The organism is Nonomuraea sp. IBHARD001 (assembly GCF_056106265.1).
This window is the reverse complement of the sequence record NZ_JBWBBW010000002.1, coordinates 7,621,179-7,638,274: the sequence shown is the minus strand read 5'-3', so window position 1 is coordinate 7,638,274 and position 17,096 is coordinate 7,621,179. Positions and strand designations below refer to the sequence as shown.

Genomic DNA, 17,096 nt, shown 5'->3' with positions numbered 1-17,096 from the left:
GGTGCGCCGGTGCCCGGCACCCCTCCGCACGGAGGGTTCCCCGACGCGGGCCCCGGCTGGCCGGTGCCTCCCGACCAGATCGAGGTGACGGGGCAGTGGCGTCCCGCGCCTCCGCTTCCGCCGCATCTCGGCGCCTCCCCCGACGTCCTCGACGATCGCGGCGGCCCGTGGGCGCGGCCTGAGGCGCCTGCCGGGTCAACGGGGCATTCCGCAGGTATGACGGAGACCGGCGCCTTCGCGCCGCAGTACTCAGGGGGGTATCGACCCGGACCTGGGCCTGGCCCCGGGCAGGGGGACGTGTTCGGCGGTGGCCCCGACACCGGGCCGCTGGCGTCCACGCCGTCTCCAGGGGCTGGGCCCGAGATGACCGGGATGTTCGCCGCATATCCCGGCCAAGGCCCCCATGGGCCTCAGGAGGGGCGCTCGTCGCATTCCGGGCCGCAAGGTGGCTTCGGCGGGCCGTCGGCGCCACAGGGCGGCTTTCCGGGGCAGGAAGGCCACCAAGGGGGCTTGTCGGGGCAACCCGGTCATCCGGCGGGACAGGCCGGGCATCCAGGGGGGCAGATCGGTCATCCGGCCGGGCAAGGCGGTCATCCGGCCGGGCACCCCGGGCACCCGGTGGGCGGTCCTCCCGGTGGATTCCAGGGGCAGGGGACGCCTCCCCAGGGATTCCCCGGACAGCAGGGGATGATCGACGCACACGGGCGGCCGAACCCCGCGGTGGACGAGACCGGGGCGTTCGCCGCGTACCCGCTCGCGGCCTCCGCCGGTGGGCCGGGGGATCGGGGGGCGCAGGGGGACTTCGGGGATCGGGGCACGCAGGCGTTCGGGGACGGAGGCACGCGGTCGTTCGGTGACGACAGGCGGGGCCACGAGTTCGAGGACGGGCGTACACAGACTTACGGGGTTCAGGGCGACGGCCGCCCGCAGGCTCATGGGGATGAGCACGGCCGAGTGGCGCAGGGACAGGGCGACGACCGCACGCGCGGCTTCGCGGCGGGAGAGGCGTTCGACGACGCCCCCGCGACCGGGTTCCTCGGATCGGGCTGGTCCAACGACGACATCGGCATCGACGACGACGAACCGCGCTCGCGGGGCAGGCGGCGCCGGGGCAGACGGGACGAGGAGGACTGGGACGACGAGCCCGCCGCCCCCGCGGGCAAGGTGAAGATCGCCCTGCTGGCCGTCACCGCCGTGGCGGTGGTGCTGGGCGGCACCGTGGCCGGAGTACGGCTGATGAGCTCGCCGACGGGAGCGGCGGCCGAGTGCGAGACCGTGGCCTGCCCGCCCTCGCCCACCGGCCTGACCTCGCCCGTGTCCGAGCCGACCGACGAGGAGGACCTGGAGGCCGAACCGCTGCCGAGCGACGACCCGGCCACGACGCAGGCCCCCACGCAGCCGGAGCCCACGCCCACGACCAGGGCGCCTCGCCGTACTCCCACCCCCAAGGCCACCCGCACCGCACAGGCCGGGGACCCCGACCAGGCCGATCCGACCTCGGCGCCCGAGCCGACGGACGAGGGCACGGAGACGGGGGAGGGCGGCGAGCCCACGACCCCGCCGACGCTCGCCGAGCCCACGGTCGCGCCGACGCAGCCCGGGGCCACCCAGCTGTCGTCGATGTCGGGCGGCGCCGCGGTGAACCTGGCCTTCGGCGTGATGGAGGAGGGCACCGACAGCTACCTGGCCGAACTGCGCATGGTCAACGAGGGCGGCGAGTCGCTGTCGCGCTGGACGATCAGCGTGCCGGTCAGCGGGAGGGTACTCGGCGTCGTCGGGGCCGACTGGCAGCAGGACGGCGGCCTTCTGATCATCGAACCCGACCGCGACCTGCCCAAGGGCGCGACGCTGCGGGTGCGCTTCGAGGCCTCGGGCAAGGCCGCAGCGCCCGGCAGGTGCGGGCTGGTCGGGGGTGACTGCGTGGTCGCCTGACGCGCGGGCGAGGGGCGAGTGGTTGGATGAACGGCATGACCCCTCCTCGCGTGCTCACCGTCGCCGGATCAGACTCGGGCGGCGGGGCGGGCATCCAGGCCGATCTGAAGACGATGCTGGCGCTCGGCGTGCACGGGATGAGTGTGATCGCCGCCGTCACCGCGCAGAACTCACTGGGCGTGCAGGGCTACTGGGAGTTGCCCGCCGAAGCCGTGCGCGCCCAGCTCGACTCGGTGCTCGGCGATATCGGGGCGCAGGCCGTCAAGACCGGCATGCTGGCCACACCCGCCCTGGTCGAGGTCGTCGCCGAGTTGCTCGCCTCGGCGGGGGCGCCCGTGGTCGTCGATCCCGTCGGCGTCTCCAAGCACGGCGACTCGCTGCTCGCGCCCGAGGCCGTCGACACGTTGCGTACCCGGCTGCTGCCGATCGCGACCGTCGTCACGCCGAACCTGTGGGAGGTCGAGCAGCTCACCTCGGTCAAGGTCGAGGGCGAGGACGACCTGCGCCGCGCCGCCGACGCCGTGCTGGAGCTCGGCCCCACCTGGGCGTTGATCAAGGGCGGGCATCTGCCGGGCGACTCCGTCGACCTGCTCACCGACGGCGTCGTCGAACACCGCTTCAGGGCCGAGCGCCTGGACAACCGCCACACCCACGGCACCGGCTGCACCCTGGCCTCGGCGGTCGCCTCCTACCTCGCACGCGGCGAGGACGTGCCCGGCGCCGTGGCCAAGGCCAAGCAGTACGTCACCGGGGCCATCGCCAACGGCTTCGCACTCGGGTCCGGCATCGGCCCCGTGGACCATGCCTGGCAGTGGCGCTGAGCCGGCGGCCTCAGAACAGCCTGGCGAGCGGGTCGCTCGCCAGCCGGTGCAGCAGGGCGGCGGCGGGCTCGGGGCCGGTACGGCCGGCGTCGACGGCCTCGGCCAGGGCGGTGAGCTCGGCGGACGGGAGCAGCGAGCCGTTCGAGCCGTGCAGGCGCAGCCTGACCTGGCGTGCGCCCGGCGCCTGGGCGTGCAGCCAGGGGACACGGCCGCGCGCGATGTGCTCATCGACTCCGGCCGCCCGCACGGTGTTGAGGCCGATCTTCGCCGTGGCCAGGTCGACACTGCGCACCCGGTAGGCGCCGCGCACGCGCAACACCGACCCGTCGAGCTCGGCGCCGCCTCTGAACGCGCCGAGCACCGCGGTGGCCACCCCGGTGACGACCAGGGCGAGCAGCAGCACGACGAGCCCGGCGATCACCCAGTCGAGCGCCTGCGGCAGTCCGGCCGCGCCGGGGAAGTCCGGGTCGTCGCCCGCGAACCTGCCGAACCCGTCCGCGCCGAAACCGACGCCCAGCGCGGCGCCGACACCGAGCACGATCACCGTCGCCACGCTCGCGAAGAGCACGGAGAAGACGACCGTGCAGATCTTCTGAAGGGTATTGGCCGAGGTACTGAGGCGAAGACTCACCTTTCGACGCTAGAACATGCGTCTGTCGCTTTCCTGTCCCCAGGCCACGGAGTGGACCGCTTTCCAACGCGAGGGCTTCCAACGCGGAACGCTTTCCAGTGCGGAACGCGCGAAGCCCGGCATCCCTGAAGGAATGCCGGGCTTCGGAAGTCGCGAACTAGCGGGTGACCTTGCCCGCCTTGATGCACGAGGTGCACACGTTCATCTTCTTCGGCGTGCCGCCGACCAGCGCGCGGACCGTCTGGATGTTGGGGTTCCAACGACGACGGGTGCGGCGGTGCGAGTGGGACACGTTGTTGCCGAAGGTCGGCCCCTTGCGGCAGACATCGCAGACGGAAGCCACGGTATCGCTCCTTATTACAGTCGATATAGCCCTGTCCGCTGATGCATTCCGGGCGGCGGGCATGCCGGGACAACCGGCCAGCCAGACGAGGATATCCGATCCACAGCAGTGCATGCCACGCGAGGAAGGAGGCGAACCTGCCTCCGCTCACGATTGCGGATATTCTCCTCCATGAACGGTAGCGCATTCGGGGAGGTCGGAGCGCACGCATGGAGGTACTCGACCCGCCCTCGGTCCGGCGATGGGCCCGGCTGGCCGCCGACACGCTCGGCCGTACGAGGTCGGAGATCGACGCGCTCAACGTCTTTCCCGTTGCCGACGGCGATACCGGGACGAACCTCCACCTGACCATGGTGTCGGCCGCCGAGGCCGTGGAGGACCTGCCCGACGACGTGGACGCGGCCGTCGTGTGGCAGACGCTCGCCTACGGGGCGCTGATCGGGGCGCGCGGCAACTCGGGCGTCATCCTCAGTCAGGCGTTGCGCGGCCTCGCCGAGGTGCTCAAGGGCGGCGACTGCACGGGCGCGCTCCTGCGCGACGGCCTGATCCACGCGGCGGACCAGGCCAGAGGGGCGGTCGCGAGACCGGTCGAGGGCACGGTGCTGAGCGTGCTGAGCGCGGTCGCCGACGCCGTGACGCCGCTCGACGGCGCCACCGGGCTCGACGCGGTCGCCAGGCGGGCGGCGACGAGCGCGCGGCAGGCGCTCGGCCGTACGACCGGGCAGTTGGAGGTGCTGGCGCGCAGCGGGGTGGTCGACGCGGGAGGCGCCGGGCTGACGCTGGTGCTGGAGGCGCTGGCCGCCGTGGTGACCGACGCCTACGCCCAGCGCTACGACGTGCCGGCGCCGACCTCGCGGGTGCTGCCGATGACCGGGTCGGGGGCGGGCTACGAGGTGATGTACCTTCTCGACGCCGAGGACGACGCCGTGCGCAAGCTGCGTGAGGAACTCGACGCCATGGGCGACTCGCTGGTCGTCGTCGGCGGCGAAGGGCTGTGGAACGTGCACGTCCACGTCGACGACGCGGGAGCCGCCATCGAGGCGGGCATGCGCGTCGGCCGTCCGCACCGCGTGAAGGTCACCTACCTCGCCGCACCCGGCCGTCCGCACCGGATCGCTGCGGGCCGTGGCGTGGTGGCCGTCGCGGCGGGCGACGGCATCGCGGCCCTGTTCGAGGAGACGGGCGCGGTCACCGTACGGCGTGAGCCCGGGTCGAGTCCCGGCCTGCCGACGCTGCTGGCCGCGATCAGGCAGGCCGGCAGCGAGGTCATCGTGCTGCCCAACGACCAGGGCGTGCAGGCCATGGCCGCAGCCGCCGCCGAGATCGCCCGTGAGGAGGGCGTCGCGGTCAGCGTGCTGCCGACCAGGGCCACCGTGCAGGGGCTGGCCGCGCTGGCTGTGCACGATCCGCTGCGGCGTTTCGACGACGACGTGGTGGCGATGACCGACGCCGCCGCGCACACCAGGCACGGGCAGCTCACCGTGGCCGACGGCGAGGCGTTCACGAGTGCGGGCGTGTGCCGTCCCGGCGACGTGCTCGGGCTGATCGACGGGGACGTCGTGGTGATCGGCCGCACACCGCAGGAGGTGGCGGCGCTCGTCGTCGACCGCATGGTGGCGGGAGGCGGCGAACTGGTCACGCTGGTCGTCGGCTGCGAGGCGGACGAAGGGCTCGCCGCGTCCGTGGTCGAGCATCTCGGGCGGACCAGGCCGGACGTGGAGGTCATGTCATACGAAGGCGGGCAGGGCGGGTACCCGTTGCTGATCGGCGTGGAGTAGCCGGTGCGTGCTTCCGGAGCGGGAGGGCGCGGCTTGTCGGTCGGTCAGGGTAGAACTGATGGTCGTGAGCGAGCCGACCGTGCGCACCAGTGACCACGACACCTCGCCTGCGGCCGACGCGGGCGGCAGGCGCAGTCGTTTCGACGAGCCGCTGACCAAGGCGCTCGACCCCAAGACCGCCAAGCTCCTGCATGCCGTACTCGGCCTGGAGACGGTCGGGGACCTGCTGCGCCACTACCCGCGCCGCTATGCCGAGCGCGGCGAGCTCACCGCCATGGACTCCCTGGAGATCGACGAGCACGTGACGGTCGTCGGCGAGGTGACCAGGGCCATGCGCAAGCCGATGCGCAACAGGGGCGGCACCTGGCTCGAGGTCGAGGTCGTCGACGGCAATCGCAACAGGATCTACCTCTCCTTCTTCGGCAAGGGCTCCCACATCGCCGAGACCCGCCTCAAGCCCGGCAGACGAGGCATGTTCGCCGGGAAGGTCGGCGCGTTCGGCAATGCCGACAAACGGCGCTGGCAGCTCTCCCATCCGGAGTTCGAGCTGTTCGACGAGAGCGGCGAGAGCGACGCCGCCGAGTTCGCGGCGGCGCCGGTGCCGATCTACCCGGCGGGCAAGGACCTCACGCCGTGGGCGATCAGGCGGGCGATCGGCGTGGTGCTCGACACGCTCGGACCGCTGGACGACCCGCTGCCCGCCGAGTTGCGGGCCAGACGCAGGCTGGCCGATCTCGGCGACGCGCTGGTGGCCATCCATCGGCCCAAGGACTTCGCCGATGTGGGTCGGGCGCGGGAACGGCTGAAGTTCGACGAGGCGTTCGTGCTGCAGGCCGTTCTGCTGCAGCGCAGGCAGGCGGCGATCGCCTGGCCGGCCAAGGCCAGGCCGCGCACGGCGGGCGGGCTGCTCGACGACTTCGACGGGCGGCTGCCGTTCACCCTCACCGAAGGGCAGTCGGCCGTGGGCGAGGAGATCGCGCACGACCTCGGCATCGAACACCCCATGCACCGGCTGCTCCAGGGAGAGGTCGGCGCGGGCAAGACGGTCGTCGCCTTGCGCGCGATGTTGCAGGTCGTCGACGCCGGTGGGCAGGCGGCCCTGCTGGCGCCCACCGAGGTGCTCGCCCAGCAGCACCACCGGTCGATCACCGCCATGCTCGGCGACCTCGCCACGGGAGGCATGTTCGGCGGCACGGCCGTCGCCCTGCTCACCGGCTCGATGGGCGCGGCGGCCAGGCGCTCGGCCATGCTGGACGCGGCGTCGGGCGCCGCCGGGATCGTCGTCGGCACGCACGCGCTGCTGCAGGAGCGGGTGCAGTTCGCCGACCTCGGCCTGGTGGTGGTCGACGAGCAGCACAGGTTCGGCGTCGAGCAGCGCGACGCCCTGCGGGAGAAGGCGGGCGGCGGCAGGCCGCACGTGCTGGTGATGACCGCCACGCCGATCCCGCGCACGGTGGCGATGACGGTGTTCGGCGACCTGGAGGTCTCGGTCCTGTCCCAGCTGCCCTCCGGCCGTGCTCCGATCACCACGCACGTCGTGCCCGCCGCCGAGAAGCCGCACTACCTCGACCGCACGTGGGCGCGGGTGCGTGAGGAGGTCGGACTGGGCCGTCAGGCCTACATCGTGTGCCCGCGCATCGGCGACACCGAGGGCGACGAGGGCGACCTGACCAAGCCGGACGACGAACGCAGACCGCCGCTGGCCGTGCTCGACGTGGCCGAGATGCTGTCCGAAGGCCCTTTGCGCGGCCTCAGGGTCGAGGTCCTGCACGGCAAGCTTCCCCCTGAGGACAAGGACGCGATCATGCGCGCGTTCACCAGGGGAGAGGTCGACGTGCTGGTCGCCACGACGGTCATCGAGGTCGGCGTCGATGTGCCGAACTCCTCCGTCATGATCATCATGGATGCCGACAGGTTCGGCGTCTCCCAGCTGCACCAGCTCAGGGGCCGCGTCGGCCGAGGCGGCCTGCCCGGCCTGTGCCTGCTGGTCTCGGACTTCCCCGCGGGCACGCCCGCCAGGGATCGGCTGGAGGCCGTGGCCTCGACCCTCGACGGCTTCGAGCTGTCACGCGTCGACCTCGAACAACGCCGCGAGGGCGACGTGCTCGGCGCCGCCCAGTCCGGCAAGCGCTCGTCGCTCAAGCTGCTGCAACTGCTGCGTGACGAGGATGTCATCGTGTCGGCCCGTGAGGAGGCGGGGCGTTTGCTGGAGCAGGATCCGGAGCTGTCCGCACATCCCGGGTTGAACGCGGAGATCGGCCGCCTTCTGGCCGACGAACGAGCCGACTATCTGGAGAAGACCTGACCCGGGCGTTTTCCGCGCACGGCGACACGCCCATCCGAAAAGCCTGACCACCCTCTACGGCAAGCCTGGTCGGCGGCCCCCGCCCGGCACGTGGTCGCGCCCCGTCACGCACGCTTTCCCCAGCGGGACTTCGGCTGAGCGGCCAACGTTCCGGGCACAGTGCGGCATTTCTGGAGTGCCCGACGGGAAAGGCGAGACGAGAAATACGCGAGAGCGTCCGACGCCCCTCGCCAAAGCCGGGAAAACGCGCGAAGAATGCACGACCCGCAGGCCCCTCGGGATACCGCCGCGGAAATGCCGCAGCGGGGACGGCCTCCCCCCGAATGCCGTCCCCGCCTGGGCCCACCCTCGGGTCAGGTGCCGAGGGAACCGGCGTGCGGAAGGGCTCACGATCACGCCGGTCGGCCTTCATCTGGGTCATCGTGAAGGCCGCAGAACTCATCATGCGGGTCGTGAAGGGCGATGTGAATCACCCTTGCGCATTGCAGGCCGACACTTGCCCAGTCTTGACCTGGGGTGATGAAGGGCAATCGGGAGGCGGGACAATAGATCCAATAGGCAGGGGCAAGAGGCGAGCGGCAGGGGGTGCGGGGTGCGGATCATCGCGGGCAGTGCGGGGGGCCGGAGGGTGGCGGTGCCGCAGGGACGGGGGACTCGGCCGACGAGCGACCGGGCGAGGGAGGGCATCTTCTCCACGATCCTGTCGCTGCACGGCTCCCTTGAGGGTGCGGCCGTGCTGGACCTGTACGCAGGGTCGGGAGCCGTCGGGCTCGAGGCGGTCTCGCGGGGGGCCGAGCGGGTGCTGCTGGTGGAGTCGGACGCCAGGGCGGTCAAGGTGATCAGGGCGAACATCGCCGATCTCGGCCTCGGCGATCAGGCCAGGGTGTCGCCCGAGCGGGTCGAACGCCTGACCGGCAGGCCGTGCGCGGAGCCCTATGACGTGGTTTTCGCCGATCCCCCCTATGCGGTCGGTGACGCGGATGTGACCAAGGTGCTGGAGGGTTTGCGGGACAACGGCTGGCTCGCCGAGGAGGCGCTGATCGTGGTCGAGCGCGAGAGCAGGGGAAACGACCTGGTTTGGCCGCGGGCATACGTTGAGCAGAGGGTCCGTCGATATGGCGAAGCGGCCGTTTGGTACGGTCGCGCCGCCGGGCACCCATAGACCTGGGGAGGCGTCTTGCGTCGCGTTGTCTGCCCGGGGTCGTTCGACCCCATCACCAATGGCCACCTCGACATCATCGGCCGGGCCTCCCGGCTGTATGACGAGGTGACCGTGGCCGTTTTGATCAACATCGAGAAGAGCAGTCTGTTCACGGTCGACGAGCGGATCGACATCCTGCAGACCGTGACCAGGGAGTTCGGCAACGTGCGCGTGGAGAAGTTCCACGGCCTGCTGGTCGACTTCTGCAAGCAGCAGGAGATCCCCGCGATCGTCAAGGGGATCAGGGTCGTCAGTGACTTCGACTACGAGTTGCAGATGGCGCAGCTCAACTACCGGCTGTCGGGCGTGGAGACGTTGTTCATGCCCACCAATCCGGAATACTCGTTCTTGAGCTCCAGCCGAGTGAAGGAGATTGCCCGCTACGGAGGGGATGTGTCGGGCCTGGTCCCCGACCTGGTGCACAAGCTGCTGATAGAGCGGCTCAGGGGCTGACCAACGCCTGGTATTGTTGCTATTCGGCCTTGTACGACGGCGACGATTTCGCCATGCCTAGCGAGAGCAGGATGACTCAGCACCTCGACCCCCGCGCCCCTTGGGTGATCTCCACCCATGACCTGGGCAGACGGCCAGGCTCGATGCGCAAGATGACCCTGTCCCTCCCGGCACCGGCAGATCTCGGCGTCGACATGATCGGCGTTCCCAAGGGCGCCGAAGTCGAGCTGGATCTCCGGCTCGAAGCAGTGATGGAAGGCGTGCTCGTCACGGGCACGGCTCACGCTCCCCTCGCGGGTGAGTGCGCGCGGTGTCTTGAGCCGCTGACCTCCGAGATCGAGGTCGGCGTGCAGGAGCTGTTCTTCTACTCCGACGAGGATGCCTCGGAGGAGGACTCGCTGCTCGACGGGGAGCTGCTCGACCTCGAGCCGACATTCCGCGACGCGGCGGTGCTCGCACTGCCGCTCAGCCCCGTCTGTCAGGACGACTGCAAGGGGTTGTGCGTGGAGTGCGGGGTCAGGCTGGCCGATGCCGAGCCTGACCACGGGCACGAGAAGATCGACGCTCGATGGGCGTCGTTGCAAGGCTTGATCACCGAGAATCACAACGATCAGGAGAGCTGACGTGGCCGTTCCGAAGCGGAAGATGTCGCGGAGCAACACCCGCGCCCGCCGCGCCCAGTGGAAGACGTCCGCTGTCGCGCTGGTGAGCTGCCCCCAGTGCCGCTCGCCCAAGCAGTCGCACATCGCGTGCCCGACCTGCGGCACCTACAACCGTCGTCAGGTCATCGAGCCGTCTGCCTGATCGCACTGAGTTGACGTGATGCCGACCGGGTGCCATTGTGCCCCGGTCGGCGTTACCGTCTCAGGTGCGTGCGGTGGCGGTTGGCCCGCGACCGTGGTGGACGCCGGGGATCATCCCCGACGCCCACCACGTTTTCGGGCATCTCTGGTCATCGCCCAGCCTTGAGGCGGAGGCACGGAGATGTTCGAGGAGGAAATGACGTGGGCGCAGGTCCCAAGCCGGTGGCCGTGGAGGTCGCCAGAGACGAGCTCGACCATGTTCTGGTGGTCAAGCTCGGCCCCGAGATCCTTGAGCGGGCGCTGACGCACCGCTCCTACGCCTATGAGAACGGTGGCCTGCCCACCAACGAGCGCCTGGAGTTCCTCGGCGACTCGGTGCTGGGCCTCGTCGTCACCGACACCCTCTATCGCAACCACCCCGACCTGCCGGAAGGCCAGCTGGCCAAGCTGCGGGCCGCGGTGGTCAACATGCGTGCCCTGGCCGATGTGGCCCGCGCGCTCGGCCTTGGTCGCTTCCTGCGGCTGGGCAGGGGCGAGGAGGGCACGGGCGGCCGTGACAAGTCCTCGATCCTGGCCGACACCCTCGAAGCGGTGATCGGCGCGGTCTATGTCGACAAGGGCCTCGACGAGGCGTTCCGCGTGGTGCATCTGCTGTTCGACCCGCTGATCACCCGTTCGGCCTCGCTCGGCGCCGGGCTCGACTGGAAGACCTCGCTGCAGGAGCTCACCGCGTCCGAGGCGCTCGGCGTGCCCGAGTACCACGTCGAGGAGAGCGGCCCCGACCACGCCAAGTCCTTCACCGCCGTCGTGCGGGTGGGCGGCGAGGCGTTCGGCTCGGGCAGCGGCCGCAGCAAGAAGGAAGCCGAGCAGCAGGCCGCCGAGGCGGCGTGGACCCGCATCAGGGGCCGCCGCGAGCACGAGAACCCGCCGGGCGAGTAGCCGTGCCCGAGCTGCCGGAAGTCGAGGTCGTCCGCCGCGGACTGGCCCAATGGGTGAGCGGCCGCACGATCTCCGACGCCGAGGTGCTGCACCCCCGGGCGATCCGCCGCCACGTCCTCGGAGCCGACGAGTTCGCCCTGCGTCTCAAGGGCCGCACGGTCGTGTCGGCCGAACGGCGGGGCAAGTACCTCTGGCTGCCGCTGGGCGGCGGCGCGCACCACGAGGGCGACGCGATGCTCGCCCACCTCGGCATGAGCGGCCAGCTCCTCGTCGTCGACCCCGCCTCACCCGCCGAGAAGCATCTGCGTGTGCGGCTGAGCTTCGCCGACGGCGGTCCCGATCTGCGATTCGTCGATCAGCGTACGTTCGGGCACGTCATGGTCTCGCCCATGGTCGCCGGCGTGCCCGAGCCGATCGCGCACATCGCACCCGACCCGTTCGAGGACGCCTTCACGACCGCGTACTTCGCCGGGCGGTTGAAGGTCAAGCACACCGAGATCAAGCGCGTGCTGCTCGACCAGTCGGTGATCAGCGGCGTCGGCAACATCTACGCCGACGAGGCGCTCTGGATCGCCAGGCTCCACGGATCGAGGGTGGCCTCCACCCTGTCCAGGCCCAAGGTCGGCGAACTGCTCGAGGCCGTGCGCCAGGTGATGGGCTCGGCCCTTGAGCAGGGCGGCACCTCCTTCGACAGCCTGTATGTCAATGTCAACGGCGAGAGCGGCTACTTCGACCGCTCCCTTGAGGCCTACGGCCGCCGCGATCTGCCCTGCTCGCGTTGCGGCACGCCGATCAGGCGCGAGCCGTTCATGAACAGGTCCTCCTACAGCTGCCCCCGCTGCCAGCCCCGCCCTCGCTGACCGGCCGGGCGATGGAGGAGGGCACGCCCGTACGGCTGACCGCCTGGGCCAGGGGAGAGGTCCAAGGGGTCGGGTTCCGCTGGTGGACCAGGTCGAGGGCGTTGGAGCTCGGACTTCGGGGCTGGGCGCGCAACACCGCCGACGGCCGGGTCGAGATCGTCGCTGAGGGTGATCGGGCGGCCTGCGTCAAGCTGCTGGAGGCCCTGAGGGGTTGCCAGACGCCCGGCAGGGTGGATGGAGTGGTGGAGCGCTGGACAGAAGCGCGAGGTAGCATCACCGGCTTCATCGAAAGATAGCCCTTCCCTCAAACCCCCTAAATGCGGTATATTTGTATGTCGGGAGTGCCCACCAGTAGGTCCAGGCGGTGCGTTCAACTTGACCGCCCCTACTGCCGGTGCGACTCTAGGTAGGTACCACGCGCACCCCTCCCGCGGAAAATGAAGTGCGCGAACCAGTCTGGTCACTCAGCGTGGAGGACCCTTTACCATGGCGAAGGCTCTACTTGGCCACGTCGGCGGTCCTGATCCTCGGATGGTCTCGGAGATGCGGCGTTTGCAGCAGCGGATCCGTGACCTGGAGGCAGAACTCACCCGGCTCCAGGCCCAGAACGACGCTCTAGCGGCTACGACCCGTGATGAGGCGTTCACCCGCCTGCAGGAGCGTGAGCCGGCTCTCACCTGAGAGGTCGGACCGCTTAACCGTAAATTGGGACGTCTCGACGAGGCGTCCCTCGTCTTTTGCCCAGGCGCCTCCTCCCTTCGGGGTGGGGTGCCTGTTTGGCGTTCCCGGGGGTTTGGGGAGTTTGTTTGGGCTCCAGGAAGGCGGGTTTGGGCTCCAGGCTGAGGGCTGGTCTGCGTGTCCGGCTGAGGGATCGCTCGGGTTCCGTCGCTGGGCTTGATCTGAGGGCCGCTCGGCTCGGCTGTCCGCGCTCTGAGGGCCGCTCGGCTCGGCTGTCCGCGCTCTGAGGGCTGCTCGGCTTGGCTCTCCGTGTTGGGGGCGCGTCTCCGCGCTTAGGTCGCTTCTCGGTGCTCGGCTTGCGTCACTGCGCTTGGTTGGACAGCTGCCCGCGCTTGGTTGGGGCGTCGCCCGTGCCCGGTGGGGGAGTCGCTTGGGCTTGGGGTTGAGAGCTGTGCGAGGGTCTGTGATCCTGTCGCGGTCTCAGATGCCCTCCGTACGCGGCGAGCCACGTACTGGGCGTGCATTGTCCTGCATCTCCATCGAAAAGCCCCCTGCCAGGTGAGGCGGGGCTCGCCAGTCGGTGGCTCTGACCGGTGTGGAGGCGGGTGGGACAGTAGTCTTTCCCGAAGGCTAATCGGGAGGGGGTCGCGGACTGTGTACCTGAAGACCCTCACCCTGCGCGGGTTCAAGTCCTTCGCCTCGGCGACCGCGCTGCGGTTCGAGCCGGGGATCACGTGTGTGGTCGGGCCCAACGGCTCGGGCAAGTCCAATGTCGTCGACGCGCTCGCCTGGGTCATGGGCGAGCACAGCGCCAAGTCGTTGCGCGGCGGCAAGATGGAGGACGTCATCTTCGCCGGCACGTCGAGCCGGGCCCCGCTGGGCCGGGCCGAGGTCACGCTGACGATCGACAACTCCGACGGCGCGCTGCCCATCGACTACACCGAGGTGACGATCAGCCGGCTGATGTTCAGATCGGGCCAGAGCGAGTACGCCATCAACGGCGACACCTGCCGCCTGCTCGACATCCAGGAGCTGCTCTCCGACTCGGGCATCGGCCGTGAGATGCATGTCATCGTCGGCCAGGGCCAGCTCGACGCCGTCCTGCACGCCGGTCCCGAGGACCGCAGGGCCTTCATCGAAGAGGCCGCGGGCGTGCTCAAGCACCGCAAGCGCAAGGAAAAGGCCCTGCGCAAGCTGGATGCGATGCAGGCCAATCTGACCAGGGTCCAAGACCTCGCCACCGAGCTGCGCCGCCAGCTCAAACCGCTGGGACGCCAGGCCGAGATCGCCCGCAAGGCGGCCGTCATCCAGGCCGACCTGCGTGATGCGAGGCTGCGCCTGCTGGCCGACGACGTGGGCATCCTGCGCGAGACGTTGCGCCGTGAGGCGGCCGACGAGGCCGCGATCCAGACCAGGCGCCGCCAGGTCGAGACGGAGCTGGCGGAGGGCCAGCAGCGCGAGAGCGCGCTGGAGGCGGCCGAGACCGAGGCCCAGCCCAGGCTCTCGGCGGCGCAGGAGACGTACTTCAGGCTGTCGTCGCTGCGTGAGCGCATCACCGGCCTCGAACAGCTCGCCGCCGAACGGCACCGCAACGCCCTCGACGCGGCCTCGGTCGAGCGCCGGGGCCGCGACCCCGAAGACCTGGAGCGCGAGGCCGACGAGGTCAGGGCCGAGGAGCAGGTGCTCGCCGAAGCGCTGGAGCAGGCCCAGCTCACCCTCGACACGGCCGTGGAGCGCCGCTCGGAGGCCGAGGCCGCCCTGCGCGTGGAGGAGCAGCGCCTGGCCATGGCCGCCAGGGCCGCGGCCGATCGGCGTGAGGGGCTGGCCAAGCTGCGGGGCCGGGTCGACGCCGTGCGGACGAGGGCCAGGGCGGCCGAGGAGGAGATCGGCAGGCTGGTCAAGGCCGTCGACGACGCCGAAGACCGTGCGCGGCGCGCTCAGGAGGACCACGACGACCAGGAGGCCCAGGAGCCCGCCGTCGATCCCGCTCTGGCCGAGGAGCTGGCCACGGCGCAGGAGTCCGTCGAGCAGGCGCGAGCCCTGGCCGACGAGGCCCGCAGGGCGGTCGAGGCGGCCAAGGCCGAGGTCGAGGCGCCGCGCGCGGCTGCCCAGGCGGCCAGGTCTGGCGCGGCCACGGCCCGCACGACCGACCAGGCGGCCCAGCGCGCGGTCGCCGCGCTGCAGGCCAGGTGTGACGCGTTGGAGCTCGGCCTGGCCAGGGGCGCCGACGGCGGCGCCGCCCTGCTGGCGGCCGATCTGGCCGGGGTGATCGGCCCGCTGGCCGCCCGGATGACGGTCGCGCCTGGCGCGGAGGTCGCGATGGCCGCCGTCCTGGGCGCGGCGGCCGAGGCCGTGGCCGTCACGGACGTCGACATCGCCCTGCACGCCCTGGAGCTGCTGCGTGCCAAGGAGTCGGGCCAGGCGACCCTGCTGCTCGCCCGGAGTGCGGGGGGCGGCCCGCAGGCTTCCGGCCGGGGGCGGGCCCCCGAAGGTAGCGAGTGGGCTGCGGCCCTTGTCACGGTTCCCGCCGAGTTGCGGGCGGCCGTCGACCATCTCCTCGACGGTGTCGTCGTCGTCGACGATCTCCGCGCCGCCGGGGCCGTGGTCCGGGCCGATGCCGGGCTGCGCGCCGTGACCAGGGACGGCGACGTGCTGGGCGCTCACCTGGCGGCCGGTGGTTCGGCCGGTGGGTCGTCGGCGCTGCAGATGCGGGCCGCGCTCGACGAGGCGATCGCCGATCTTGAGGATGCCCGCGTCAAGGCCGAGGAGGCGGGCGCCGCGCTGGAGGAGGCGGTGACCGCCGAGGCGGGAGCGCAGGCGGCGGTGGAGGCCGCCCAGGCGGGGGTCGCGGAGGCGCAGAGTGCGGCGGGCGCCGCGCAGAGCGGCGTGAGTGCGGCGCAGTCCGTGCTCGACCAGGTCAGGAGCAGGCAGCGCGAGTCCGACCAGCGCAACGCGGCGGCGGCCAGACGGCTGGCCCAGCTCGGCGCGGCGGCGGAGGCGGCCAAGGCGGAGAGCCATCGCCTGGCCAAGGGCGTGGCGGCGGCCCAGGAGGCACGCGAGAGCGGCCTGTCGGAGCTGACCGAGCTGGAGGAGCGCCTGGCCGAGGCCGAGTACTCCCAGGAGCTCGAGGACGAGCCGACGACCGACGTCCGCGACGACCTGGCGGGCGGCTGCGCCGTGGCCAGGCAGTACGAGATGGACGCCAGGCTCACCGTGCGCACGGCCGAGGAGCGGGTGGGCGGCATCGCGGGCCGCGCCGACGCGCTCATGCGGGCGGCGCGGCGCGAACGCGAGGAGCGGTCGCGGGCGGCGGCCACGCGGGAGCGGCGAAGGCGGCAGGCCGTGGTCGCCGAGGCCGTGGTCAAGGGCGCTCGGCAGGTGCTGGCCGTACTGTCGGGTTCGATCGAGTCGGCGGCGCGTGAGCGCGACGAGGCCGACCTGGCCAGGGTGGCGATCGACGCGGAGCTGAAGTCGGTGCGCGTGCGGGTGCGCGAGCTGAGCGGCGAGCTGGACAAGCTCACCAACCGGGTGCACGGCAGCGAGATGGCCAGGACCGAGCAGCGGCTGCGTCTTGAGCAGATGGAGCAGCGGGCCCTGGAGGAGTTCGGCGTCGAGGGCGAGGCGCTGATGACGGAGTACGGCCCCGGCGCCGAGGTGCCGGGCGACCCGCCCGTGCCCTACGTGCGCGAGGAGCAGGAGAAGCGGGCCAGGCAGGCCGAGCGCCAGATGACCCAGCTCGGCAAGGTCAACCCGCTGGCCCTGGAGGAGTTCGCGGCGCTGGAGGAACGCCACGCCTTCCTCACCTCGCAGCTGGAGGACCTCAAGAAGACGCGCCGCGACCTGATGACGGTGGTGGCGGAGGTCGACGCGCGGGTGGAGCAGATGTTCGCCTCGGCGTACGAAGACGTCGCCAGGGAGTTCGAGCAGATCTTCGGCCGTGTCTTCCCCGGCGGGGACGGCAAGCTGATCCTCACCGACCCCACCGACATGCTGACGACCGGCATCGAGGTGGAGGCGCGCCCGCCGGGCAAGAAGGTCAAGCGCCTGTCGCTGCTGTCGGGCGGCGAGCGCTCGCTGACCGCGGTGGCGTTCCTGGTGTCCATCTTCAAGGCCAGGCCGTCGCCCTTCTATGTGATGGACGAGGTCGAGGCGGCGCTCGACGACACGAACACGCAGCGGTTGCTGACCCTGTTCGAGGAGTTGCGGCAGAGCTCGCAGCTGATCGTCATCACCCACAACAAGCGCACGATGGAGATCGCCGACGCCCTGTACGGCGTGTCCATGCGGGGCGACGGCGTCACCCAGGTCATCAGCCAGCGCATGCGTGAGCGTGAGCACGCCTGAGCCGGTGG

15 protein-coding genes are annotated in these 17,096 nt (G+C 71.2%); 13 read left to right on the top strand and 2 right to left on the bottom strand.

Features of this window, described 5'->3' with window-relative positions; translation table 11 throughout:
• Positions 1-687: 687 nt before the first annotated feature.
• Together ACTWNK_RS36310 and thiD are read left to right on the top strand one after the other, a co-directional pair.
• Entirely contained in the window at positions 688-1,932 is a 1,245-nt protein-coding gene (locus ACTWNK_RS36310) for a hypothetical protein (RefSeq protein ID WP_474309440.1), read from the top strand.
• 35 nt (positions 1,933-1,967) lie between these two features.
• A complete protein-coding gene (gene thiD, locus ACTWNK_RS36305; RefSeq protein ID WP_474309439.1) occupies positions 1,968-2,753 on the top strand; it encodes a bifunctional hydroxymethylpyrimidine kinase/phosphomethylpyrimidine kinase in 786 nt (261 codons plus the stop codon).
• Between the two features lie 10 nt (positions 2,754-2,763).
• On the opposite strand, the gene ACTWNK_RS36300 is transcribed toward thiD, so the two are convergent.
• Together ACTWNK_RS36300 and rpmB are read right to left on the bottom strand one after the other, a co-directional pair.
• Positions 2,764-3,384 (bottom strand): hypothetical protein, encoded by a 621-nt coding sequence (locus ACTWNK_RS36300; RefSeq protein WP_474309438.1) that lies wholly within the window; start codon positions 3,382-3,384, stop codon positions 2,764-2,766.
• A gap of 157 nt (positions 3,385-3,541) precedes the next feature.
• Complete coding sequence (rpmB, locus tag ACTWNK_RS36295) at positions 3,542-3,727, bottom strand: 50S ribosomal protein L28 (RefSeq protein ID WP_474309437.1); 186 nt, start codon at positions 3,725-3,727, stop codon at positions 3,542-3,544.
• Between the two features lie 209 nt (positions 3,728-3,936).
• Here rpmB and ACTWNK_RS36290 point away from each other — a divergent pair, with 209 nt between their 5' ends.
• The 11 genes from ACTWNK_RS36290 to smc all read left to right on the top strand — a co-directional run bounded on the left by ACTWNK_RS36290 (position 3,937) and on the right by smc (position 17,088).
• Positions 3,937-5,505 (top strand): DAK2 domain-containing protein, encoded by a 1,569-nt coding sequence (locus tag ACTWNK_RS36290; protein WP_474309436.1) that lies wholly within the window; start codon positions 3,937-3,939, stop codon positions 5,503-5,505.
• A 79-nt stretch (positions 5,506-5,584) separates the two neighbouring features.
• Entirely contained in the window at positions 5,585-7,810 is a 2,226-nt protein-coding gene (recG, locus tag ACTWNK_RS36285) for an ATP-dependent DNA helicase RecG (protein WP_474311089.1), read from the top strand.
• 592 nt (positions 7,811-8,402) lie between these two features.
• Positions 8,403-8,972 carry a 16S rRNA (guanine(966)-N(2))-methyltransferase RsmD gene (rsmD, locus tag ACTWNK_RS36280; protein ID WP_474309435.1) on the top strand — a complete coding sequence of 190 codons (570 nt, stop codon included), beginning with the start codon at positions 8,403-8,405 and terminating at the stop codon, positions 8,970-8,972.
• A gap of 15 nt (positions 8,973-8,987) precedes the next feature.
• Positions 8,988-9,464 (top strand): pantetheine-phosphate adenylyltransferase, encoded by a 477-nt coding sequence (gene coaD / locus ACTWNK_RS36275; RefSeq protein WP_474309434.1) that lies wholly within the window; start codon positions 8,988-8,990, stop codon positions 9,462-9,464.
• Positions 9,465-9,535: 71 nt separating this feature from the next.
• The gene (locus ACTWNK_RS36270) at positions 9,536-10,087 is read left to right on the top strand and encodes a YceD family protein (RefSeq protein ID WP_474311088.1); all 552 of its coding nucleotides are present in this window, start codon (positions 9,536-9,538) and stop codon (positions 10,085-10,087) included.
• Position 10,088: 1 nt separating this feature from the next.
• The gene (gene rpmF, locus ACTWNK_RS36265) at positions 10,089-10,268 is read left to right on the top strand and encodes a 50S ribosomal protein L32 (protein ID WP_474309433.1); all 180 of its coding nucleotides are present in this window, start codon (positions 10,089-10,091) and stop codon (positions 10,266-10,268) included.
• Positions 10,269-10,489: 221 nt separating this feature from the next.
• Positions 10,490-11,206: a ribonuclease III gene (gene rnc / locus ACTWNK_RS36260; protein ID WP_474311086.1), complete on the top strand. Its 717-nt coding sequence runs from the start codon at positions 10,490-10,492 to the stop codon at positions 11,204-11,206.
• A 2-nt stretch (positions 11,207-11,208) separates the two neighbouring features.
• Positions 11,209-12,066, top strand: coding sequence for a bifunctional DNA-formamidopyrimidine glycosylase/DNA-(apurinic or apyrimidinic site) lyase (mutM, locus tag ACTWNK_RS36255; protein ID WP_474309432.1), 858 nt, complete (start codon positions 11,209-11,211; stop codon positions 12,064-12,066).
• A gap of 11 nt (positions 12,067-12,077) precedes the next feature.
• Positions 12,078-12,362 carry an acylphosphatase gene (locus ACTWNK_RS36250; RefSeq protein ID WP_474309431.1) on the top strand — a complete coding sequence of 95 codons (285 nt, stop codon included), beginning with the start codon at positions 12,078-12,080 and terminating at the stop codon, positions 12,360-12,362.
• A 190-nt stretch (positions 12,363-12,552) separates the two neighbouring features.
• The gene (locus tag ACTWNK_RS36245; RefSeq protein ID WP_474309430.1) at positions 12,553-12,747 is read left to right on the top strand and encodes a hypothetical protein; all 195 of its coding nucleotides are present in this window, start codon (positions 12,553-12,555) and stop codon (positions 12,745-12,747) included.
• 651 nt (positions 12,748-13,398) lie between these two features.
• Positions 13,399-17,088 (top strand): chromosome segregation protein SMC, encoded by a 3,690-nt coding sequence (gene smc, locus ACTWNK_RS36240; RefSeq protein ID WP_474309429.1) that lies wholly within the window; start codon positions 13,399-13,401, stop codon positions 17,086-17,088.
• Positions 17,089-17,096: the final 8 nt, after the last annotated feature.